This is a genomic window from Pseudomonas asplenii, from assembly GCF_900105475.1.
Lineage (GTDB): Bacteria > Pseudomonadota > Gammaproteobacteria > Pseudomonadales > Pseudomonadaceae > Aquipseudomonas > Aquipseudomonas asplenii.
The window spans coordinates 3,022,273-3,044,278 of record NZ_LT629777.1 but is presented as its reverse complement, the minus strand read 5'-3'; the positions used below and the strand labels follow the sequence as shown (position 1 = coordinate 3,044,278).

Annotated in this window: 17 protein-coding genes, 3 tRNA genes and 3 rRNA genes; 5 read left to right on the top strand and 18 right to left on the bottom strand. The window is 56.3% G+C overall.

What is annotated here, in order from left to right; genetic code table 11:
- Nucleotides 1-49 precede the first annotated feature (49 nt).
- The 6 genes from flgE to BLU37_RS13930 all read right to left on the bottom strand — a co-directional run bounded on the left by flgE (nt 50) and on the right by BLU37_RS13930 (nt 5,064).
- Nucleotides 50-1,378: a flagellar hook protein FlgE gene (flgE, locus tag BLU37_RS13955; RefSeq protein WP_010444008.1), complete on the bottom strand. Its 1,329-nt coding sequence runs from the start codon at nt 1,376-1,378 to the stop codon at nt 50-52.
- A 32-nt stretch (nt 1,379-1,410) separates the two neighbouring features.
- The gene (locus tag BLU37_RS13950) at nt 1,411-2,148 is read right to left on the bottom strand and encodes a flagellar hook assembly protein FlgD (protein ID WP_090205745.1); all 738 of its coding nucleotides are present in this window, start codon (nt 2,146-2,148) and stop codon (nt 1,411-1,413) included.
- Between the two features lie 15 nt (nt 2,149-2,163).
- The gene (gene flgC / locus BLU37_RS13945; RefSeq protein WP_010444005.1) at nt 2,164-2,607 is read right to left on the bottom strand and encodes a flagellar basal body rod protein FlgC; all 444 of its coding nucleotides are present in this window, start codon (nt 2,605-2,607) and stop codon (nt 2,164-2,166) included.
- Nucleotides 2,608-2,610: 3 nt separating this feature from the next.
- A complete protein-coding gene (gene flgB, locus BLU37_RS13940) occupies nt 2,611-3,018 on the bottom strand; it encodes a flagellar basal body rod protein FlgB (RefSeq protein ID WP_010444003.1) in 408 nt (135 codons plus the stop codon).
- Between the two features lie 238 nt (nt 3,019-3,256).
- Nucleotides 3,257-4,084 carry a protein-glutamate O-methyltransferase CheR gene (cheR, locus tag BLU37_RS13935; RefSeq protein ID WP_010444001.1) on the bottom strand — a complete coding sequence of 276 codons (828 nt, stop codon included), beginning with the start codon at nt 4,082-4,084 and terminating at the stop codon, nt 3,257-3,259.
- 53 nt (nt 4,085-4,137) lie between these two features.
- Entirely contained in the window at nt 4,138-5,064 is a 927-nt protein-coding gene (locus tag BLU37_RS13930; protein ID WP_010443998.1) for a chemotaxis protein CheV, read from the bottom strand.
- 80 nt (nt 5,065-5,144) lie between these two features.
- Here BLU37_RS13930 and flgA point away from each other — a divergent pair, with 80 nt between their 5' ends.
- The 4 genes from flgA (at nt 5,145) to BLU37_RS13910 (ending at nt 7,750) form a co-directional block, all read left to right on the top strand.
- Complete coding sequence (gene flgA / locus BLU37_RS13925) at nt 5,145-5,906, top strand: flagellar basal body P-ring formation chaperone FlgA (RefSeq protein WP_090205742.1); 762 nt, start codon at nt 5,145-5,147, stop codon at nt 5,904-5,906.
- 168 nt (nt 5,907-6,074) lie between these two features.
- Entirely contained in the window at nt 6,075-6,395 is a 321-nt protein-coding gene (flgM, locus tag BLU37_RS13920; protein WP_010443994.1) for a flagellar biosynthesis anti-sigma factor FlgM, read from the top strand.
- Nucleotides 6,396-6,443: 48 nt separating this feature from the next.
- Nucleotides 6,444-6,911 carry a flagella synthesis protein FlgN gene (locus tag BLU37_RS13915; RefSeq protein ID WP_090205739.1) on the top strand — a complete coding sequence of 156 codons (468 nt, stop codon included), beginning with the start codon at nt 6,444-6,446 and terminating at the stop codon, nt 6,909-6,911.
- Nucleotides 6,912-7,006: 95 nt separating this feature from the next.
- On the top strand, nt 7,007-7,750 hold the full coding sequence (locus tag BLU37_RS13910) for a flagellar brake protein (protein WP_090205737.1): 744 nt from the start codon (nt 7,007-7,009) through the stop codon (nt 7,748-7,750).
- Between the two features lie 66 nt (nt 7,751-7,816).
- On the opposite strand, the gene BLU37_RS13905 is transcribed toward BLU37_RS13910, so the two are convergent.
- The 12 genes from BLU37_RS13905 to BLU37_RS13845 form a co-directional block, all read right to left on the bottom strand.
- Nucleotides 7,817-9,169, bottom strand: a complete 1,353-nt coding sequence (locus BLU37_RS13905; RefSeq protein ID WP_019360706.1) for an MFS transporter — start codon at nt 9,167-9,169, stop codon at nt 7,817-7,819.
- Nucleotides 9,170-9,239: 70 nt separating this feature from the next.
- Nucleotides 9,240-10,481, bottom strand: coding sequence for a glutamine synthetase family protein (locus BLU37_RS13900; protein WP_172833105.1), 1,242 nt, complete (start codon nt 10,479-10,481; stop codon nt 9,240-9,242).
- A gap of 201 nt (nt 10,482-10,682) precedes the next feature.
- On the bottom strand, nt 10,683-11,375 hold the full coding sequence (locus BLU37_RS13895) for a sensor histidine kinase (protein ID WP_019360707.1): 693 nt from the start codon (nt 11,373-11,375) through the stop codon (nt 10,683-10,685).
- Entirely contained in the window at nt 11,372-12,976 is a 1,605-nt protein-coding gene (locus BLU37_RS13890) for a tetratricopeptide repeat-containing response regulator (RefSeq protein WP_090205731.1), read from the bottom strand. The genes BLU37_RS13895 and BLU37_RS13890 overlap by 4 nt, the downstream gene beginning before the upstream one ends.
- Nucleotides 12,977-13,405: 429 nt before the next feature.
- Nucleotides 13,406-13,521, bottom strand: a 5S ribosomal RNA gene (rrf, locus tag BLU37_RS13885).
- A gap of 148 nt (nt 13,522-13,669) precedes the next feature.
- Nucleotides 13,670-16,560 (bottom strand): 23S ribosomal RNA (locus tag BLU37_RS13880).
- Between the two features lie 242 nt (nt 16,561-16,802).
- Nucleotides 16,803-16,878 (bottom strand) — tRNA-Ala (locus tag BLU37_RS13875).
- 36 nt (nt 16,879-16,914) lie between these two features.
- A tRNA-Ile gene (locus BLU37_RS13870) sits at nt 16,915-16,991 on the bottom strand.
- An 81-nt stretch (nt 16,992-17,072) separates the two neighbouring features.
- Nucleotides 17,073-18,609, bottom strand: a 16S ribosomal RNA gene (locus tag BLU37_RS13865).
- Together the 16S, 23S and 5S rRNA genes with 2 tRNA genes alongside form the textbook arrangement of a ribosomal RNA operon.
- Before the next feature lie 588 nt (nt 18,610-19,197).
- Nucleotides 19,198-20,742 (bottom strand): class I SAM-dependent methyltransferase, encoded by a 1,545-nt coding sequence (locus BLU37_RS13855; protein WP_090205728.1) that lies wholly within the window; start codon nt 20,740-20,742, stop codon nt 19,198-19,200.
- A gap of 184 nt (nt 20,743-20,926) precedes the next feature.
- A tRNA-Arg gene (locus tag BLU37_RS13850) sits at nt 20,927-21,003 on the bottom strand.
- 259 nt (nt 21,004-21,262) lie between these two features.
- Complete coding sequence (locus tag BLU37_RS13845) at nt 21,263-21,478, bottom strand: hypothetical protein (RefSeq protein WP_090205725.1); 216 nt, start codon at nt 21,476-21,478, stop codon at nt 21,263-21,265.
- Between the two features lie 111 nt (nt 21,479-21,589).
- Here BLU37_RS13845 and BLU37_RS13840 point away from each other — a divergent pair, with 111 nt between their 5' ends.
- On the top strand, nt 21,590-21,916 hold the full coding sequence (locus tag BLU37_RS13840) for an Arc family DNA-binding protein (RefSeq protein WP_010452248.1): 327 nt from the start codon (nt 21,590-21,592) through the stop codon (nt 21,914-21,916).
- Nucleotides 21,917-22,006 lie beyond the last annotated feature (90 nt).

The window sequence follows — 22,006 nt, the reverse complement described above, 5'->3', positions numbered from 1 at the left end:
AAAATCCGGCGCCCAAGGGCGCCGGATTTTTGAAGTGCGAGAAGCGCTATCAGGTCATCTGGATGATGGTCTGCATGATAGTGCTCTGGGTGGAGATGGTCTTGGCGTTGGCCTGGTAGTAGCTCTGCCCCTTGATCAAATCCACCAGCTCGCTGGTCAGATCGACGTTGGAACCTTCCAGGGAGCCGGAAACGATAGAACCATTGGTGCCGATCTCACCGCCGTCATAGGCTGGCTGGCCCGAAGCGAAGGTCTGTTTCCAGTTGGTGCCACCGGAAGGCTGCAGGCCCTGTTCGTTGGTGAAACTGGCTACCGCCACCTGGCCGATCGCCTTGTGCTGGTTGTTGCTGAAGTTGGCAAAAATGATGCCGGTGCCATCGATACTGATGTCGGTGATCTGGCCGGTAGCGTAACCGTCGCTGATGATGGCTGCACGGGAGGTATCGGCGTTGAACTGGGTGGTTTTCGACCAGTCGGTAAGAATGCCGGCAGTGTTGGCAGATGCGCCGTTGGCCGCCCACACGCCATTGGTCACAACACCTGGAACCCAGCCAGTGATGGTGATACTGGTCTTGCCGGTAGTACCACCTATAGAGGTGAGTTTGCCGCTGGAGTCAAAGACCATTGACACAGGAACTGGATCAGTCGCTGCCGCAGGAACCGTTGGGGGTACAGTCGCCACAGTAGGCGCAGTACCATTCGGGTTACGTCCATCAATCAAGGTATAGACGTTCCAGGTGTTGCCACCGGTCTTGACCAGATACTGGTCCAGCGAGTGCTTGTTGCCCTGGGTATCGTAGATATCCGAGCTGAATGGCGTGGTGTAGCTGGCCGTGTTCGATGGATCGAACGGAGTGGTTGCCTGATTGATCACCGCAGAGGTGGAGTTCAGGTTGATCGTCGCACCAACGCTGGTGGTGGTCTGTGGCGGCAGGTTCGAGACGTCGATACGCAGATCGGTCAGCACACCCGGAATGATGTTGCCTTTGGAGTCTGCGGCAAAACCCTGCAGACGCGCAGTGCCGTCGGAGTTGGTGACGTAACCGTCCTTGTCGGTCTTGAAGGTACCGGCGCGGGTGTAGCTCAGGGAACCGTTGGTGCTCAGGGTGAAGAAGCCGTTACCCTGGATACCCATGTCCAGCGCGTTGCCAGTGACGTTCATGCCACCGTTGCCGAAGTTCTGCGAAACGTTGGCCAGCCGCACGCCGTTGCCGATGGTCTTGGACGATACGCCGAGCTTGGTCGCCGAGTAGACGTCTTCGAATTCCGCACGGGACGATTTGAAGCCGGTGGTGTTGACGTTGGCAATGTTGTTGCCGGTAACGTCGAGCTGTTTCTGGGCCGCATTGAGACCGCTCAAACCGATATTAAAAGACATGCTTCTCTCCTTTGTTTCGCGTTGGTCGGCTCTTACAGGCCAATGGTCTGAACTTTGGACAGAGCAATACTGCCCAGGCCAGCCAGGTTGAGCATCATTTCACCGCCATTCTGAGCCAGGCTTACGCTGCTGACGGTCGCTGGCAGGTTGGTCACCAGGGCTGTCGAGTCCGTGGAGCCCTTGAGGTTGGCAGTCGCACTGAAGGTATAGGTACCACTCGCGAGCAAGGTCCCGGAGTCGTCCTTGCCATCCCACGCGAAGGCGGCATTGCTGGTCCCGGTCTGGGCACCCAGGTCGATGGTACGGACCACTTTTCCGGTGGAGTCGCTGATCTTCAGCGTCGTGCTATCAGTGGCACCGGTAATCACGGCGGTGCCGGTAAAGCTCTTGCTGGTATCGACCACTGCCTGACTGGTCGGCACGATGACCGAGCGGCCGACCAGCGACGAGGCCTGCAAGGCCTGGGACGACTGAAACGCACTGGTAATGTTGTTGACGCTGGAGTTGAGCGTGGTGATGCCTTCCAGGCTGCTGAACTGGGCCAACTGTGCAACGAAGGCACTGTTGTCCTGCGGGTCCAGCGGGTTCTGGTTCTTGAGCTGGGTCACCAGCAGTTGCAGGAACGCATCCTTGCCCAGGGCCTGACCACCGGAGGCACTGCTGATCGCGTTGCCCAGCGAGTCGGTGCTGGTCTTGTTCGCGACCTTGGCGTTGGAAGCCGCCAGGATGTCGTTGAGAGCGGAGCTACTGGTGGAGTTGGTAACACTCATGTCTATCGCCCCTTATCACTGACCGAGGGTCAGGACCTTCTGCATCATGGTTTTGGCGGTGTTCATCATTTCCGCGTTGGTCTGGAACGAACGGCTGGCAGAAATCATGTCGGCCATTTCCTCGACCACGTTGACGTTCGGGTAGTAAACGTAACCCTTGGCATCGGCTGCCGGGTGGTTCGGCTCGTAGCGGGCCTCGAGGTTGCTCTGGTCTTCGACCACACCCAGCACCTGCACGCCCTGGCCTGCTGCGCCCTGGTCCTGGAACAGCGAGTCACTGCCGCCGGCCTGGCCGTTCTGGAACATGGTGGCGAAGACCGGGTGACGTGCACGGTAGGTCTTGTCGATGCTCGACGAAACGGTTTCGGCGTTGGCGATGTTACTGGCGACGGTGTTCAGCCGAGTGGTCTGAGCACTCATGCCACTACCGGCAATGTTGAAAACACTGGCAAGGGACATGGCTTACTCTCCACGAAGGGCTGAAACCAGCCCTTTGAATTTACTGTTGAGCAGGGTGAAGCTGGCCTGGAAATCGACCGCGTTCTGCGCATAGTTCGATTGTTCGATCTGCGCATCCACGGTGTTCTGGTCGATCGACGGCTGCATCGGCGTACGGTATTGCAATCCAGCATCGCCATTGCTCAGCCCCTGGGCTTCGATATGGCGGCTGTTGGTGGTATTGAGAGCGAAGCTGCCGTTCTTGGCCTTTTCGCTCTGCTCGGCGAGCACGGAGGAAAAATCCATGTCCCGAGCCTTGTAGTTCGGGGTATCGGCGTTGGCGATGTTGTTGGCCAGAACTTCAGCACGCTGGGCGCGGAAGCTCAGGGCCTGTTCGTGGATACCGAGCGCTTTGTCGAAACTGATGCTCATGCCGGGAAACCTTCAAGAGTTGACCTGATCGTCGGAACAGGCTTTTCGTTGACAAAGCAATAGCAAGCCGCGTGCCACTTTTTAAAACCCCCGTAAACCCGGGCTTTTGGGGTGGTGGTGCCGCTGGCAATGCCAGAAAAGCGGCAAAGCATTTCCGCCGGGCGTCAGCAAAGCGGCAAGGGTGGCGGCAAAAAAAACGGGAGCCTGATGGGCTCCCGCTGGGATGTCGAACCGTTGGCTACTTGGCCTTGTAGATAATGCCCGGGCTGCATTGCACCATCTGGTAGTGGTCCGGCAGACCGTTGAGGGCTTCGGAAGCTCCCAGGAACAGATAGCCACCCGGCTTGAGACTGCCGTGGATGCGCATCAGGATGTCCTTCTTCACTTCAGCCGAGAAGTAGATCAGCACATTGCGGCAAAACACGATGTCGAACTTGCCCAGACTGGCATAGCTGTCCAGCAGGTTGAACGAGCGGAACTCGACCCGATTGCGTATCGGCGCCTTGACCGCCCAGCGGCCCGGACCCTTGGTATCGAAGTAGCGCTGCAGGCGATCGGGCGAGAGGCCGCGACCAATGGCCAGGCTGTCGTACTCGCCGGTCTTGCAGTTGTTCAGCATCAGTCCCGACAGGTCGGTGGCGACAATCTGCACGCCGGACTTCAATTGGCCCATGTTGGTCCGCTCGAACTCGTCGATCGACATCGAGATCGAGTAGGGCTCCTGCCCCGATGAACAGGCGGCCGACCAGATGCGCAGGCGCTGCCCAGGGCTGGCCTTGATCGCCTCGGGCAATACCTTGTTCTTGAGCACCTCAAACGGATAGGTATCACGAAACCACAGGGTTTCGTTGGTCGTCATGGCATCCACCACCTGCTCGCGCAAGCCGCTACGTGGCTGGGTCTGGATCCTCTGGATCAACTCGCCCAGGGATTTGATGCCATTCTGCTCCATCAGCTTGTTGAGACGGCTGGAAACCAGATATTGCTTGTTTTCACCGAGCAGAATGCCACAGGCCTTTTCCAGGAAGACCCGGAACTGTTCGAAATCCAAATTACCCGTAGACAATGATGCCGCCTCTTAAATCATGTGTACCGCCAGGGACCGTCGGTCCCCGGCTGTTAACCTGCAGCCTTGATCCGGTCAACCACCCGGGCTGCCAGGTCATCAGGTCGAAACTTGGCAAGGAAGTCATCGGCACCGACCTTCTTCACCATCGCCTGGTTGAATACCCCTGACAACGAAGTATGCAGAGTGATGTGCAGTTTTTGCATGCGCGGATCGCTGCGAATCTCAGCAGTAAGGGTATAGCCGTCCATCTCGGGCATTTCAATGTCGGAGATCATCATCAGGAATTCCTCCTCCGGCTTCTTGCCCTCCTCGACCAGCTTGCGCAGGTAGTCCAGCGCCTGCCGACCGTCGTTCAACGCCACCACCTCGACGCCGACCGTCTGCAGGCAACGCGTGACCTGCTTGCGCGCCACCGACGAATCGTCGACGGTGAGTACCCGCAACGACACGGCCTTGGATTGCGTCTCGACATCCACCACACCATGGGAAACCGACTCGGACATGGGCGAAACCTCAGCGAGGATTTTCTCCACGTCGATGATTTCCACCAACTGGTTGTCGAGCCGAGTCACCGCCGTCAGGTAGTGATCGCGCCCGGTCCCCTTGGGTGGCGGATGGATCTCTTCCCAATTCATGTTGACGATGCGCTCCACCGATTTCACCAGGAACCCCTGGGTCTTGGTGTTGTACTCCGTAATGATCACGAACGGATTGCTCTGATCCTTGAGTGCACCGGCTCCCGTGGCCATCGCCAGGTCGAGGATCGGAATCGTTGCCCCACGAATGTTCGCTACACCGCACACCACCGGATTGGACTTGGGCATCAAGGTCAGCTTGGGGCATTGCAGCACCTCGCGCACCTTGAATACGTTGATCCCATAGAGCTGCGGTCCGTCGAGACGGAACAACAACAGCTCAAGGCGATTCTGCCCCACCAGTTGTGTACGCTGGTTCACCGAATCCATCACACCAGCCATGACTGCCCTCTCTGATCAAAGACTCACGATCCGACGCCTCTTGTGGCGCAAACGGCACGGGCCTTGCTTTTTATATCGTTATGAAAGCACAAACGACATTTTTACGACGCCTGACATCACAGTACCGCAGTTTTCTCGCGGTGGTGTCGGTTTTATGCTGTCTGAGCCCCGGCAACCCTGCCCTTGCGGAATCGGCTACCCTGCCTGACCAGCTTATCGGCGTGACCCAAGGCTTTCTTGAATTCACGGTAGAAGACTATCTGGCTACCAGTCAAACCGAAGGTCGCTATGAGATCCAGGTCAACCAGCTGGACCCGCGTCTGCGCATGGCCGCTTGCGACAAGGAATTGACAGCCAGCCTGGAGAGCCCGGCGACGCCAATCGGCCGGGTTACGGTGAAAATCCGCTGCGAAGGCAGCTCGCCGTGGACCGTATTCGTGCCGGCCCAGGTCAAGCTGTTCCGCGATGTAGTGGTGACCACCCGTCCGCTCAAGCGTGCCGGAATCATCGAACCGGGCGACGTGGTACTGCGCGAGCGGGATATCAGTCTCATCAACCAGGGTTTCCTGACTTCGCCGGATCAGGCGATTGGACAAAAACTTGTCCGACCAATGGTCATCGACCAAGTCATCACTCTGGTTCACCTGGAACAGGCGGAAGTGGTGCGCAAGGGCGATCAGGTGGTCATCAGTGCGACAAGCGGCGGCCTGGTGGTGAAGATGCCCGGGGAAGCCCTGTCCGACGGTGGCCTGAACGAGCAGATCCGCATCAAGAACCTCAATTCGCAGCGCGTCATCAAGGCCAGGGTCACCGCACCTGGGCAGGTAGAGGTCGCCTTATAGGTAAAAAACCGTCTTGTAGATAACTGGCGCCAGGCCGCCACTTTTTCTAAACTGTGGCCCTGAGTGGGCTACAGCCGAGATGCGAACTCATTTCAAGATGAGGCTAAAGTTTTTCCGGGTATGGCCGAAAACAAGTCAAGCGTCCAAATACCCAGAGGTTTTCTTATCATGGTCATCGATTTCAGTCGTTTGAATAACGCCCCATCACTGACAGGCAGCACGCGCACCAGCGCCAACAAGGAAGCCGACGGCGCCGGCAAGTCCGCCGCAGTCAATAGCCAGACCGAATCGGTCAGCCAGAGCGGGGAATCGGTACACCTCAGTAATGAGGCTCAACAGTTGCAAAAGATCACTGACAAGCTGCAGCAGCAGCCGGTAGTCAACAACGACCGCGTGGCCGAGTTGAAACAGGCAATTGCCGATGGCAGCTACAAGGTCGATAGCAACCGAGTCGCCAGTAAACTGCTCAACTTCGAAGCCCAGCGCTAGGCTAAAGCCAGCGCGAGGCTTTTGGACGCTTAAAACCCAAGGCCAGCCATGCACGACACCACTTTACTGCAACTGATCACTGAAGACTTTGCTCCAGCTCAGGATCTGCTTGAGCTACTGCGTGCAGAATCGTTGGCGCTCCATGGTCGCAACATGGTCGAGCTGGAAGATATTCTGGCGCGCAAGCAGGCGTTGATCATTCTGCTGGAACAGCATGGCCGCAAACGTAGCCAGATTCTTGCCAGCCTCAACCTGCCCACCGATCACAACGGCCTCGAACAACTGGCCGCACAATCGAGCCTGGGCGCCGAGTTGCTGAGCCAGAGCGAAGTACTTACCCGGTTGCTGGCAGATTGCCAGGCCGCCAACGAACTCAATGGGCGCAACATCCAGGTTCAGCAAGCAACTACCGCAAATCAGTTGAAGATCCTGACCGGCGGCGAGCCACCCGCACTTTATGATGCCCGTGGCTCGACGGCGAGGCTTGCGAAGCCACGCCCGCTGAGTCAGGCTTGACCCCGAACTGTTGCGCGCTCTATCCAAGGCGCGCAACATGCTGGCAAAATGCTGGCTTTGCGTGTAGTCGTATTTTGTCTGGAGATTGATGAACCGTGTCCAATGCCCCAAGCGCGGACGATGCTCCGCAGCCACCCAAGGTGCTAACCACGCCCCTGGAAATTGCCGCCAACCTGCGGATGCTGCAGGATAGCCATGACCCGTTGATCATCACGTTCCATGAACGCAGCCAACGCTTCCAGAGCTTTGTGATTGATGTCGACCGGGACGCTGGTACCTTGGCTCTGGACGAAATGATACCGCGTGACGGCGAACGCTTCCTCTCTGCCGGCGAAGCCTTCCGTGTCGAAGGCTTTCATGAAGGTGTGCGCATCACCTGGGAACAGCCCCAGCCGATGACCATCGACGAAACCAACGGCTGCTACCGTGGTTCGATTCCCGAAGAAGTGGTCTATCACCAGCGGCGCAATGCATTCCGCGCGGCCCTGAAGCTTACCGCACTGGTGAGCATCGAACTGGGCGGCGACAAGCTCAAGGCTCCGGTCAAAGGCAAGCTGCTGGACATCTCCGCCAGCGGCTGCAAGCTGCGCTTCGAGGGTGATATCTCCGATCGCCTGCAATTGGGCCAGGTCTACGAGCGTTTTATCGCCGCCCTGCCTTTCGGCCCCATGACTGCACCTGTGGAACTGCGCCATCTGCACTTCGAAGAGAGGATCAACACCACTTTCGCCGGGGTACGCTTCCACAACATGAGCGGGCTGGTGCAGCGCCAGGTCGAACGTTTCGTCTACCAGTTGCAACGTGAAGCACGGCGTTTCGACAAGGATGACGACTACTGAGTCTGACGCGTCCTTCCCCTCAGAAAATGGCCACCCTCATCAGGTGGCCATTTTTTTATCCGCGTGTCAGTTGCTCGACTTGTACGCAGGCTCAGAATCCGACTCGTCGACCTCGACGCTCGCCTCGGACGTATCCACCTCGGCCGCTGACGGCGGTACCGTGTTGTCACACATCTGGTCCAGCACAACCTGTTCGTCGACCCGTGGATCGAGTGCCGCGCCAAGGGGCGACATCGCCTCGGGCATGACCACGTGCTGCAGGGGCGCGTCCTCGACCTGGTGCAGGTTGGTCACTGCCTTAGGCCGGATACGCAATACCAGGATCAACGCGAAGAAACTGAAGAACGCGTAAAGCATATGGCTGCCGAACAGCTTCATCAGCACCCCCGCCGCCAACGGCCCCATGCTCGCGCCAATGCCATAGGTCATCAGCAGCATGGCGGTCAGTGAAACCCGACGTTCGCCCTCGATATGGTCATTGGAAAACGCCACCGCCAACGGATACAGGCAGAACTGCAACAGCGACACCACAAAGCCCGAGACGAACAGCACTTCCAGTGGTACTGCGGAGAAGATCGCCAGCGGCAGGGATGCCAGCATCAGCAGCAAGGCAACACTACGGATCAGCACGGCCCGGTCGTAACGATCGGACAGCCAGCCCAACGGCCACTGCACCAGGAAGCCAGCAAAGATGCAGCAACCCATGAACAGACCGACCTGCTCGGTGGAAAGCCCCTGCTGGGACGCATAGAGCGGCGCCAGGCCATAGAACGAGCCGACGATGAGCCCTGCCCCCAGCACCGTGGTCAGCGACTGTGGCACGCGCGTCATGAAAAAACGCGGTTCCAGCGGGGCCGGATGCAAGGGCGCCGGGTGAATCCGTCGAGTCATGGCCACCGGCACCAGGCACAGTGCGAAACACAGCGCGACCAGCATCAGCAACTCAAGGCCCAGGGCCGGATGCATGACCAGAATCAGTTGCCCCAGAACCAGCCCGAGATACGATGCGATCATGTAGCCACTAAAGACCAGGCCCCGCTGCTTGGCCTCGGCCTGCTCGTTGAGCCAGCTCTCGATGACCATGTACTGGCACATCATCCCCAGGCCGACAATCATCCGCAGCAACAGCCAGCCAGGCAGCCAGTTGATCAAGCCATGGCCGAGCACTGCAGCGCCAACGATCCCGGCGCAAGTGGCGTAGGCACGAATGTGTCCGACCCGTGCGATCAACCGGTGACCGATCTTGCCGCCCAGCACCAGGCCGAAGTAGTTGGCAGCCATCAGAGCCCCCACCCACAGGCCGTCGACATGGTCGGCCGCCAGACGCAAGGCAAGGTAGGTACTCAAAAGACCCGAGCCGATCAACATCATCAGTGAAGCGAAATACAGCGCTCGAAAGGATTTCCAGATTTTGCGCATTGACGTTCCTGCAGCTCTTTGGGTGAGGTCTCGGGCTACCGCGAAGATAGCCCGAATGCGGACGTTACGTCTAAGCCTGGGCGGCCAGAACCCGGCGCTCCCAGGGGCTGATTTCATCGAGGAAGCTGGTCAGTTCCAGGGTCTTCGAAGCGATGTAGCCTTCGATGAACTCGCGGCCAAACAGTTCCTGCGCCACCCGGCTGCGCTTCAGCCGCTCCAGGGCCGCATGCAATGTGCAAGGCAGCGACAAAGCATCCGGCACCTCGAATTCGCCCTGGATGGCAGGCGTCGGCTCAAGCCCTTGTTCGATACCGTAGAGCCCTGCCGCCAGGCTGGCGGCAATCGCCAGATAAGGGTTGGCGTCCGCTCCCGGCAGGCGGTTTTCCACCCGTCGCGCGACTGGCGAACTGGCCGGAATACGCAGGCCAGCCGCACGGTTGTCATGGGACCAACAGGCATTGTTCGGCGACGCATACGGATGACACAGGCGCTGATAGGAGTTGACGTTCGGTGCGAACAGCGCGGTGAAATCCGCCATGCACGCCTGCTGCCCGCCGATGAAATGATGAAACATTGCGGTCGGCTCACCCGCGGCATCACTGAAGACATTTTTTCCACTGCCGATCTCCACCACGCTCTGGTGAATATGCATCGAACTGCCGGGGGTCTTCGCCAGCGGCTTGGCCATGCAGACCACGCTCAAACCATGCTTGAGCGCCACTTCCTTGAGCAGATGCTTGAAGAGAAACGTCTGGTCGGCCAGCAGCAGCGGATCACCGTGCAGCAGGTTGATCTCGAACTGGCTGACGCCCATCTCGTGCATGAAGGTATCGCGCGGCAAGCCGAGCGCCGCCATGCTCGCGTAGACCTCGCTGAAAAACGGGCGCAGGCCATTATTGGAACTGACGCTGAAGGCCGAATAGCCCTCCTCGCGACGTCCATCAAGGCCCACGGGGGGCTGGAAGGGCTGAGTCGGATCGACATTGGGCGCAAAGACGAAGAACTCAAGCTCAGTCGCCACCACCGGCGCCAGGCCACGCTCCGCATAGCGGCCGATAATCGCCTTGAGCTGTCCACGGGTGGAGAGGCTGGAGCTTTCCCCGGTCAGCTCATGCGCATCGCAGATCGCCAATGCACGGGGTTGCGTGCTCCACGGCAGACGATGGATCTGCTGCGGGTCGGCATTGAGGGCAAGGTCGCCATCATCACTGCCATAGAAGCGCGCCGGCGGATACCCACCCATGATGCATTGCAGCAGCACTCCACGAGCCAACTGCAAGCGCCGTCCCTCGAGGAAACCTTCGGCGGTCATTACCTTGCCACGTGGTACGCCATTGAGGTCAGGTGTAACACATTCAATCTCATCAATGCCGGTCAATCGCTGCGCTAGCGAGTTCTGGCCATCGGTCGTCATGACTCAATCCTTGTTGTTGTAGAGGCCGCGAACGGCGGCCCGTACAAAATACGCACCAGCTGTTCGGGATTTCAAGCAGGGATGAGGAAAAAGCCTGGATCACGGTAGATAGAGAGCGAACAACGCACCGCCCAGGGTGCCCCCGTTGCTGATTTCGATACGTCCGCGTACACCGTTACGCTCGTGCAGAGCGGCAATTCGCGCGGCGAAATACAGGCCCAGGCCGGTGCTTCCCGTCGCCGGGTTGATACCCTGCACGTAGTCCGTCTGGCGCTCGAGCATCTGCGCGGGGAAACCGGGGCCATCGTCATTGATGGTCAACACCAGTTGCTCACTTTCGTCACGCACACTGATCAGCAATGCATGACAGGCAAACCGAATGGCATTGGTGACGATATTACCCACCACCGAACCGATCAGTTCACGATCGAAAAACCCCAGGGGACTGAAGTCATCGATTTCATAGCTGGCAACGATCCCGCGGCTGGTCAAGACCTCCTGACGGCATGCCAGTTGCGCACCAATGAAATCATCCATGTCGTGATAGTCGGGCCGTAGAGGCAACTGGTTGACACCCAGCTTGTACAAGCCCAGCAACTGCACCAGCATGCTGTTGAGGTGGGCGAATTCATACTCGATCACCGCACGCTCGGGGTTATCCTGTTGCGTTTCAGGCAAGCGTCCCTGCCACTGGCCGTGAGCCTGTATCAGCATCGCCAGTGAGTTTTTCATGTCATGGACGGTCGAGGCGATCACCGTGGAAAAATCCAGCCCCTGCTCGTTGTCACTCATTCGCCAAACGCCCGGCTGCGCAATTTCTGATACCTCTCATAACGTGGGTCGCTGTCGGGCATCTTGCCAACCATTTTCAGGCAAGCCCGACACTCTTCAAGGGCCGCCGCATTGGAAGTCTTCTGCGCGGTCACCAGCAGGGCCTGCGCTGCATTGAGGGCGATACTGATATTCTTTGGCTGCAGAGCCAATGCCTTGCGGAAAAGATCCTGTGCCTCCTCCAGGTTGCCACTCTTGTAACTGCGTACGCCCTGGACGTTGAGGTCAATGGCGGCCTTGCCACTGCCCAGGATCTCCGGATCGTCGGTCAATTTGGCAATGTTTTTCATCACCGCCGGATCGTCGCCGTAGATCTCCACGCAGTTCTTCAGCATCGAGGCACCGGCATCAGCCTGCCCCAACTGTTGCAGTTGCTTGGCCACCAGCAAGGCGGCTTCGGCACTCATGAAGTTCTCCATACCTTCAAGTCGGGCCATTGCCTGCTCGGTGAGCTTGTCGGCGGTTTCGGCATCATTGAGCAGCAGGCTGGTAGCCTTCATCAGCCTGGCGCGCACCTGCAATCCGGGGTCATTGGCGTTTTCCTTGGCAACCGCACTGAGCGTCTGGTTGATCTCCAGGCGCGTACGGGTATCCAGGCCACGCTCACTGCCCTTGCTGATCAAGGCATGGGCCAGGCCCAGATTGATTTCCGGATCCTTGTGCCGCGATTGCTCGCCCTGGGAAACCGCCTGGCGATAGGCCTTGGAGGCCCCCTCGAAATCCTCGTTGGCCAAGGCCAACTTTCCGAGCAACGACTGACGGCGTACCGCCAGGGGCGACAAACGTACAGCCTCCTCCAGAACACTCTGGGCCCTCTTGGTCTCACCCTGCTGGACCAACACATCAGCGAGCCCATCATAGAGCGCCGGCATCATTGGAAAGGCCTTGAGCGCGGTCTCGTACAGATCCTTGGCCTGACTGAGCTGACCACGCTTGTAGAGCAATTGCCCGAGCATCGCGTAAGCCCATGGCAACGGGCGATCGTTCAGGATGCCATTGAGAAAGCGCTCCAGCGGCTCGGCCTGGTTTAGGGCACGCATCGCGTCGGCACGATAACGCAGGCAGAGCGGTGCGAAGCGGGTGTCCTGCTGAGTAAGCTTGGCACAGGCGGCCAATACCTCAACCGGCTTGTCGCGATCGAGCGCCTGCATGATCGGCTTGAGCAGATTCTTTCGTTGAACCAGCTTTTCCAGACGCTGAGCCAGGCTGGCGCGGTTGAACGGTTTGGTCAGGTAGCCGTCGGGCTCGTGCTCCAGAGCGCTGAGCACCATCGCCTGGCTGCTTTCGGCGGTGACCATGACAAAGATGCTTTCATGGCTGATCAGCTTGTCACTCATCAGGTCTTCGAGCACCTGCTGACCGTTCTTGCGACCGTCGCCAAGATGGTAATCGTGCAGGATAAAGTCGTAGCGCTTCTGCGCGCACATGCGCAGCGCCTGCTCGCCGGTATCGGCGGTGTCTACTTCCTTGACGCCCAACTCTCGCAGCATGGACCTGACTGAACTGCGAAAATCGGAGAAATCGTCGACGATCAGAAAGCTTTTTTGGTGATACGCCAGCATCGAGATTCCTGTCATGGGAAATAGAAGATGAGACCGAGGGCTATAGCAAGCACGGCCCGAACTTCACTATCGCTCTCGCGAACAGATAATAACTAAAGGCAAATTGCCATTAGCCGATTTTACACCAAGCCATCATCTCATTGAGCGGCCCTTGGGCCGATATTCGATCCAAGAATAGCTGATGTACAGAAGGTGTTTTCCATAAAGGCTCCAGAGATAACGCGAGGCAGAGAGCCCTTGCGCAACCTGCAGCTATCGTTAATCAGGATATCGCCCGCAGCTGGCCAAACCTGAGGGCTGCCGTGTGGAATTTGCAGCCCAGCGGGGGCGAGCCCCTCGCCACAGAGTCCTTCGCCACAGGTCGGGATTGTGCTCAAGCCCCAAAAACAAAACCCCAACTGCTTTCGCAATTGGGGTTTCGGAATTTAATCTTGACGATGACCTACTCTCACATGGGGAAACCCCACACTACCATCGGCGATGCATCGTTTCACTGCTGAGTTCGGGATGGGATCAGGTGGTTCCAATGCTCTATGGTCGTCAAGAAATTCTGGTACCGAACCGAGGCCTGTGGCCGCGCTTCAGCAAATTGGGTATGTGACAGTTTTCGGTGTGGTGAGTCGCAAACTTTCGGTTCACTTCGTCTTCATACACCGCAATCTGGCCTTTCGACTCAAATTGCTTGGGTGTTATATGGTCAAGCCTCACGGGCAATTAGTATGGGTTAGCTCAACGCCTCACAGCGCTTACACACCCCACCTATCAACGTCGTAGTCTTCGACGGCCCTTCAGGGAACTCAAGGTTCCAGTGAGATCTCATCTTGAGGCTAGTTTCCCGCTTAGATGCTTTCAGCGGTTATCTATTCCGAACATAGCTACCCGGCAATGCCACTGGCGTGACAACCGGAACACCAGAGGTTCGTCCACTCCGGTCCTCTCGTACTAGGAGCAGCCCCTCTCAAATCTCAAACGTCCACGGCAGATAGGGACCGAACTGTCTCACGACGTTCTAAACCCAGCTCGCGTACCACTTTAAATGGCGAACAGCCATACCCTTGGGACCGGCTTCAGCCCCAGGATGTGATGAGCCGACATCGAGGTGCCAAACACCGCCGTCGATATGAACTCTTGGGCGGTATCAGCCTGTTATCCCCGGAGTACCTTTTATCCGTTGAGCGATGGCCCTTCCATACAGAACCACCGGATCACTAAGACCTACTTTCGTACCTGCTCGACGTGTCTGTCTCGCAGTCAAGCGCGCTTTTGCCTTTATACTCTACGACCGATTTCCGACCGGTCTGAGCGCACCTTCGTACTCCTCCGTTACTCTTTAGGAGGAGACCGCCCCAGTCAAACTACCCACCATACACTGTCCTCGATCCGGATAACGGACCTGAGTTAGAACCTCAAAGTTGCCAGGGTGGTATTTCAAGGATGGCTCCACGCAGACTGGCGTCCACGCTTCAAAGCCTCCCACCTATCCTACACAAGCAAATTCAAAGTCCAGTGCAAAGCTATAGTAAAGGTTCACGGGGTCTTTCCGTCTAGCCGCGGATACACTGCATCTTCACAGCGATTTCAATTTCACTGAGTCTCGGGTGGAGACAGCGCCGCCATCGTTACGCCATTCGTGCAGGTCGGAACTTACCCGACAAGGAATTTCGCTACCTTAGGACCGTTATAGTTACGGCCGCCGTTTACCGGGGCTTCGATCAAGAGCTTCGCGTTAGCTAACCCCATCAATTAACCTTCCGGCACCGGGCAGGCGTCACACCCTATACGTCCACTTTCGTGTTTGCAGAGTGCTGTGTTTTTAATAAACAGTCGCAGCGGCCTGGTATCTTCGACCGGCATGGGCTTACGGAGCAAGTCCTTCACCCTCACCGGCGCACCTTCTCCCGAAGTTACGGTGCCATTTTGCCTAGTTCCTTCACCCGAGTTCTCTCAAGCGCCTTGGTATTCTCTACCTAACCACCTGTGTCGGTTTGGGGTACGGTTCCTGATTATCTGAAGCTTAGAAGCTTTTCTTGGAAGCATGGCATCAACCACTTCGCGTCCTAAAGGACACTCGTCATCAGCTCTCGGCCTTAAGATCCCGGATTTACCTAAGATCTCAGCCTACCACCTTAAACTTGGACAACCAACGCCAAGCTGGCCTAGCCTTCTCCGTCCCTCCATCGCAATAACCAGAAGTACAGGAATATTAACCTGTTTTCCATCGACTACGCTTTTCAGCCTCGCCTTAGGGACCGACTAACCCTGCGTCGATTAACGTTGCGCAGGAAACCTTGGTCTTTCGGCGTGGGTGTTTTTCACACCCATTGTCGTTACTCATGTCAGCATTCGCACTTCTGATACCTCCAGCAAGCTTCTCAACTCACCTTCACAGGCTTACAGAACGCTCCTCTACCGCATCACTTACGTGATACCCGTAGCTTCGGTGCATGGTTTGAGCCCCGTTACATCTTCCGCGCAGGCCGACTCGACTAGTGAGCTATTACGCTTTCTTTAAAGGGTGGCTGCTTCTAAGCCAACCTCCTAGCTGTCTAAGCCTTCCCACATCGTTTCCCACTTAACCATGACTTTGGGACCTTAGCTGACGGTCTGGGTTGTTTCCCTTTTCACGACGGACGTTAGCACCCGCCGTGTGTCTCCCATGCTCGGCACTTGTAGGTATTCGGAGTTTGCATCGGTTTGGTAAGTCGGGATGACCCCCTAGCCGAAACAGTGCTCTACCCCCTACAGTGATACATGAGGCGCTACCTAAATAGCTTTCGAGGAGAACCAGCTATCTCCGAGCTTGATTAGCCTTTCACTCCGATCCACAGGTCATCCGCTAACTTTTCAACGGTAGTCGGTTCGGTCCTCCAGTCAGTGTTACCTAACCTTCAACCTGCCCATGGATAGATCGCCCGGTTTCGGGTCTATACCCAGCGACTAAACGCCCTATTAAGACTCGCTTTCGCTACGCCTCCCCTATTCGGTTAAGCTCGCCACTGAATATAAGTCGCTGACCCATTATACAAAAGGTACGCAGTCACAGAACAAAGTCTGCTCCCACTGCTTGTACGCATACGGTTTCAGGATCTATTTCACTCCCCTCTCCGGGGTTCTTTTCGCCTTTCCCTCACGGTACTAGTTCACTATCGGTCAGTCAGTAGTATTTAGCCTTGGAGGATGGTCCCCCCATATTCAGACAAGGTTTCTCGTGCCCCGTCCTACTCGATTTCATGACTAAGAGACTTTCGCGTACAGGGCTATCACCCACTATGGCCGCACTTTCCAGAGCGTTCCGCTAATCTCAAAGCCACTTAAGGGCTGGTCCCCGTTCGCTCGCCACTACTAAGGGAATCTCGGTTGATTTCTTTTCCTCAGGGTACTTAGATGTTTCAGTTCCCCTGGTTCGCCTCTTGCACCTATGTATTCAGTACAAGATAACCATCTTATGATGGCTGGGTTCCCCCATTCAGACATCTCCGGATCAAAGTCTGTTTGCCGACTCCCCGAAGCTTTTCGCAGGCTACCACGTCTTTCATCGCCTCTGACTGCCAAGGCATCCACCGTATGCGCTTCTTCACTTGACCATATAACCCCAAGCAATCTGGTTATACTATGAAGACGACATTCGCCGAAAATTTGCAATTACTCACAAATTTTACCTTAGCCTGATCCGTTACCAGTGAAAGTAACGTTCAGTCTATCTTTCTATCACATACCCAAATTTTTAAAGAACGATCTAATCAAAGACTAGAAATCAACATTCACCATCACAACGATGGAATGCTCATTTCTAAGCTTTAACGCAGAAACAGTTAACCGCAGTAAATGGTGGAGCCAAACGGGATCGAACCGTTGACCTCCTGCGTGCAAGGCAGGCGCTCTCCCAGCTGAGCTATGGCCCCGTATCGCTACAGGTTCCTACAACTTCCCACCTAAACTGGTGGGTCTGGGCAGATTCGAACTGCCGACCTCACCCTTATCAGGGGTGCGCTCTAACCAACTGAGCTACAGACCCAATATCGGGCTGCTTCTATCGTCTTCTTCAATGAATCAAGCAATTCGTGTGGGAACTTATGGTGCAGCTGATGTCGTCGATTAAGGAGGTGATCCAGCCGCAGGTTCCCCTACGGCTACCTTGTTACGACTTCACCCCAGTCATGAATCACACCGTGGTAACCGTCCTCCCGAAGGTTAGACTAGCTACTTCTGGTGCAACCCACTCCCATGGTGTGACGGGCGGTGTGTACAAGGCCCGGGAACGTATTCACCGCGACATTCTGATTCGCGATTACTAGCGATTCCGACTTCACGCAGTCGAGTTGCAGACTGCGATCCGGACTACGATCGGTTTTGTGGGATTAGCTCCACCTCGCGGCTTGGCAACCCTCTGTACCGACCATTGTAGCACGTGTGTAGCCCAGGCCGTAAGGGCCATGATGACTTGACGTCATCCCCACCTTCCTCCGGTTTGTCACCGGCAGTCTCCTTAGAGTGCCCACCATGACGTGCTGGTAACTAAGGACAAGGGTTGCGCTCGTTACGGGACTTAACCCAACATCTCACGACACGAGCTGACGACAGCCATGCAGCACCTGTGTCAGAGTTCCCGAAGGCACCAATCCATCTCTGGAAAGTTCTCTGCATGTCAAGGCCTGGTAAGGTTCTTCGCGTTGCTTCGAATTAAACCACATGCTCCACCGCTTGTGCGGGCCCCCGTCAATTCATTTGAGTTTTAACCTTGCGGCCGTACTCCCCAGGCGGTCAACTTAATGCGTTAGCTGCGCCACTAAGAACTCAAGGTTCCCAACGGCTAGTTGACATCGTTTACGGCGTGGACTACCAGGGTATCTAATCCTGTTTGCTCCCCACGCTTTCGCACCTCAGTGTCAGTATGAGTCCAGGTGGTCGCCTTCGCCACTGGTGTTCCTTCCTATATCTACGCATTTCACCGCTACACAGGAAATTCCACCACCCTCTACCCTACTCTAGCTCGCCAGTTTTGGATGCAGTTCCCAGGTTGAGCCCGGGGATTTCACATCCAACTTAACGAACCACCTACGCGCGCTTTACGCCCAGTAATTCCGATTAACGCTTGCACCCTCTGTATTACCGCGGCTGCTGGCACAGAGTTAGCCGGTGCTTATTCTGTCGGTAACGTCAAAACACTAACGTATTAGGTTAATGCCCTTCCTCCCAACTTAAAGTGCTTTACAATCCGAAGACCTTCTTCACACACGCGGCATGGCTGGATCAGGCTTTCGCCCATTGTCCAATATTCCCCACTGCTGCCTCCCGTAGGAGTCTGGACCGTGTCTCAGTTCCAGTGTGACTGATCATCCTCTCAGACCAGTTACGGATCGTCGCCTTGGTGAGCCATTACCTCACCAACTAGCTAATCCGACCTAGGCTCATCTGATAGCGCAAGGCCCGAAGGTCCCCTGCTTTCTCCCGTAGGACGTATGCGGTATTAGCGTTCCTTTCGAAACGTTGTCCCCCACTACCAGGCAGATTCCTAGGCATTACTCACCCGTCCGCCGCTGAATCGAAGAGCAAGCTCTTCTCATCCGCTCGACTTGCATGTGTTAGGCCTGCCGCCAGCGTTCAATCTGAGCCATGATCAAACTCTTCAGTTCAATACTGCTTGGGTTTTGAGAAAACCCTAAACTTGGCTCAGCAATCGTTGGTTACATCTTTGATTTCTCGCGGAGTAACTTGCGTTGCTGATAATCTAGTGACTATTCAGTCTGACACCACAAGCACCCACACGAATTGCTTGATTCAGTTGTTAAAGAGCGGTGGGTGAGCTGTTCGCTCAACCGAGGCGCGCATTCTACAGCAGCCTCATTTGCTGTCAAGTGATTATTTTCAGAAGTTTCAGAATTTCCTCTTCAACTTCAACCACTTGCGCTTCCGATCTCTCGTCAGCGGGAGGCGAATTCTACAGCATTACACGCTGCTGTCAACACCTCTTTTACAGCTTGTTCCGTGCTTCGATGATCTGAAGCTGCACCGTCTGAAACTAGATAACTCGTTGAATTTCAAGGAGTTTTCCGTTCTGGCTGCGCCGGAAGTGGGGCGAATTATAGGCCCCTGACAGCGAGCGTCAACCGTTATTTTCAGATTTCTGTCATAACGGTCGAAAAGCCCTTAAAAGCAGAAGGCCGGCCCCAAGGGGCCGGCCTTCTCTCACTGCTACAGTCTTCTCGCCGCTACACCGACCATTAAACGATCTTCAGCGCCTTTAGAATGACCAGCGACTTATCTCCGAATGCCTCGGCCTGCGCCAGCAACTCGGCAGTATTTTCCTCGGCAGTGGTAAGAGCCCTACCCTCCTTGACGATACCTTCCCCCTGCGAACTGATGATGCCCCACGCAAATTGCGCCCATTCAGCCGGATGTTTTTTGCCCTGCATGATCGATATCAGGAACAACTGCCCGAAACGACTGATCGGCACACCACCACCCGTCACCGGGCTGGCCAAGGTCTGCACATGACTGTTGAACAGCGAACGCTTGCACAGGTACAGATTGAGTGCACTGCAATTTGCCTGAACCAGCTTTTCGGCGGCCTCACCCTGGCAGGGTGCCGCTACCCCCATGCCAACCAGTACCGTTATCGCCTGCTCCAAATCGCCATAAGCCATTGAAGGCAAAGCCCCCAACAACTGCCGCAAGGTTTTCGGCACATAAGCCTTCGCCGCCAATGCTTCAAGCACAGGGCTATAGACCTCTGCCTGCAATGCCGCCTCACCTGCCGGCCCCTTGACGACACCCGGAACGCTTTCCGCTGCCTGCAACAAGACAAAACGGGTATTGAGCATGCCTTCGCGCTGTTCCGCGGCAGACAATCGAATGGCACCACGCTGATACAGGTCTCGCCGGAAATGCTGATTGACGAAATAGTCACGTGCCTGCTCACGCATGACCGGCTGCTCGATCCCCTCGAGGAAATCCATGCCTTCACTGGTCAGGTTGAGCGGATCAACCGAGTCGAGCGGCACGGCCGTCGCTGCATAGTCGAGCTTGGCAGCAGACAGGGCATCGACCACGTCGGTGAAATACATGCAGTTCCAGTCGCGATTGAAATACTCATGGGCAACGTATTGGCGATTCTGCCCCTTGACGCTCTGCAGCTTGGCGCCGACGTTCGGAGCCGCATCGGCGTACAGGGGATTCGCCGCCAACAACGCCTCTGAGAATTGCAGTGCAGCATCTATACGCTCGGCCGGCGGCATCGAGGCATTGGAAACAAACCGATCGTGAAGAGTGAACAACTGACGCAGCGGTGCCGAAGGCGACCACCCCGGGAAACAGTTGTAGCTGACATACAGCAAACCACCTGGTTTGAGATGCCGCCTGGCGAACTCGACAATCAGCTTCTGGTTATCGCGACTGACCCAGGTCCAGATCCCGTGCAAGCTGATACTGTCGAATTGCGGCAGATCGTTACGGGCCAATAACTGTTCGAAGCTGTCGTCATAGAGCTGGGCATTGCTGCCACTGGCCGCCGCCAGCGTATTGGCATGGGCAGCCTGCGCCGGATGGAAATCGGTACCGACATAGCGACCCGGATTGGCTGCCGCATGGATGTTGATGGAAACGCCCTGGCCAAAACCAAGTTCACAGTGATAGGCATTGGCGCTCTCCAGGGTTGCGAAGCCGCGCAACAACAGGCAGTAACGCTGGAAGACCGGGTTGATTTCCCGGCTATAGCCGTAGGTATAACCTTCATCGGTGAAATAGCCTTGGTTCCACGCCTCACTCATGGCTTGCTTCCTTTCTTGTCATAGATAGCAGAGAGCACCTCTTATAAAGGGTAGCCGCTGCACATCACAAGCAGAAACCTTCAGGGGATAGCCTTGGGGGCAAGCTTTCCCTGACTGTAAACCAGCACAAGCGCTCATGAGTCTTTTACTCACATCGCATGGAAGGCTGGAAGCGCGGAATATATGGTGTCCCAGGGCAGGTTCGAACTGCCAACCTTCCCCTTAGGAGGGGGATGCTCTATCCAATTGAGCTACTGAGACAAGATGCGCCTAACCAGACAGGCGGCGCGAAGGACGGCGTGCATGTTAACGGGCAGGCCACCGTTTGTCATGTCATCCATGGGCTTTTTAGCAGTAGGTACGTTTCGCGCAGCACACCAGGCAAAGAGACAACTTTCCCTGCGCCCCGAATATCCAGGGTAGCACTCCATGCCCAGCGCCGTTCAGCGGTCGGAAAACTCATTGGCATCCCGTATCGCACCGTTCGTCCACTAGAAAACCGACTATTTGCCACTATGCTTCAACAATAGAGGCAAAAGGCCAGATCACCGCGTAGCATATGCAAGTGGACGGCTTTTCGCCTCCAGACGGGCTTGGGATGGCCGATCAGGCTGCTGCGCTGGGAAAAATTTTCAAACCAGCGCGCATTTCTGATAATTGGTGCTGGCATATCGCCTTTATCCAGTTCAATATTTGTCACAGAATTGACGCCAATGATCTGGCAAATTTGAGGCATGATGCGGGCCTCATCTCAATTCAGGTTGAACATTTGGCAAAGCATGCTGTCTTACTGACATCCTGCGGCCAATTCCGAGAACCGCTCCCCTGAACTAACCGGTTTAAAACTATGCGCCCATTGAAACAGGCAATTTATTCCAGCCGTACAGCTGACAAATTCGTCGTGCGTCTGCCCGATGGAATGCGGGAACGCATCGCCGACGTGGCTCGTAACCATCACCGCAGCATGAACTCCGAAATCATCGCACGCCTGGAGCAGAGTCTTATTCAGGAAGGTGCCTTGGGCGACGAGCTCAGCATGCGCCTGGACAGCCCAGAACTGTCCTTGCATGAGCGCGAGCTGCTGCAGCGCTTCCGTCAACTGTCTCATCGTCAACAGAACGCCCTGGTGTCGCTGATCGCACACGACGCCGAAATGGCCGCAGACGCCAACTGATTCATCCCTGAAAGCTCAAGCCGGCCTAGTGCTGGCTTTTTTTTGCGTTGAATTCGGGAAGAAGCCCCAGGAAAGCTTCCCGGGAACAGA

Coding starts and splice junctions, on each gene's coding strand:
- BLU37_RS13930 (WP_010443998.1), bottom strand. CDS start 5,064: ATGGCTGGTGTGATGGATTCGGTGAACCAGCGTACACAACTGGTGGGG.
- flgM (WP_010443994.1), top strand. CDS start 6,075: ATGGTCATCGATTTCAGTCGTTTGAATAACGCCCCATCACTGACAGGC.
- BLU37_RS13915 (WP_090205739.1), top strand. CDS start 6,444: ATGCACGACACCACTTTACTGCAACTGATCACTGAAGACTTTGCTCCA.
- BLU37_RS13890 (WP_090205731.1), bottom strand. CDS start 12,976: ATGCTGGCGTATCACCAAAAAAGCTTTCTGATCGTCGACGATTTCTCC.
- BLU37_RS13950 (WP_090205745.1), bottom strand. CDS start 2,148: ATGAGTGTTACCAACTCCACCAGTAGCTCCGCTCTCAACGACATCCTG.
- flgE (WP_010444008.1), bottom strand. CDS start 1,378: ATGTCTTTTAATATCGGTTTGAGCGGTCTCAATGCGGCCCAGAAACAG.
- BLU37_RS13840 (WP_010452248.1), top strand. CDS start 21,590: ATGCGCCCATTGAAACAGGCAATTTATTCCAGCCGTACAGCTGACAAA.
- BLU37_RS13900 (WP_172833105.1), bottom strand. CDS start 10,481: ATGACCGCCGAAGGTTTCCTCGAGGGACGGCGCTTGCAGTTGGCTCGT.
- BLU37_RS13845 (WP_090205725.1), bottom strand. CDS start 21,478: ATGCCTCAAATTTGCCAGATCATTGGCGTCAATTCTGTGACAAATATT.
- flgA (WP_090205742.1), top strand. CDS start 5,145: ATGAAAGCACAAACGACATTTTTACGACGCCTGACATCACAGTACCGC.
- BLU37_RS13855 (WP_090205728.1), bottom strand. CDS start 20,742: ATGAGTGAGGCGTGGAACCAAGGCTATTTCACCGATGAAGGTTATACC.
- BLU37_RS13895 (WP_019360707.1), bottom strand. CDS start 11,375: ATGAGTGACAACGAGCAGGGGCTGGATTTTTCCACGGTGATCGCCTCG.
- flgC (WP_010444005.1), bottom strand. CDS start 2,607: ATGTCCCTTGCCAGTGTTTTCAACATTGCCGGTAGTGGCATGAGTGCT.
- BLU37_RS13905 (WP_019360706.1), bottom strand. CDS start 9,169: ATGCGCAAAATCTGGAAATCCTTTCGAGCGCTGTATTTCGCTTCACTG.
- flgB (WP_010444003.1), bottom strand. CDS start 3,018: ATGAGCATCAGTTTCGACAAAGCGCTCGGTATCCACGAACAGGCCCTG.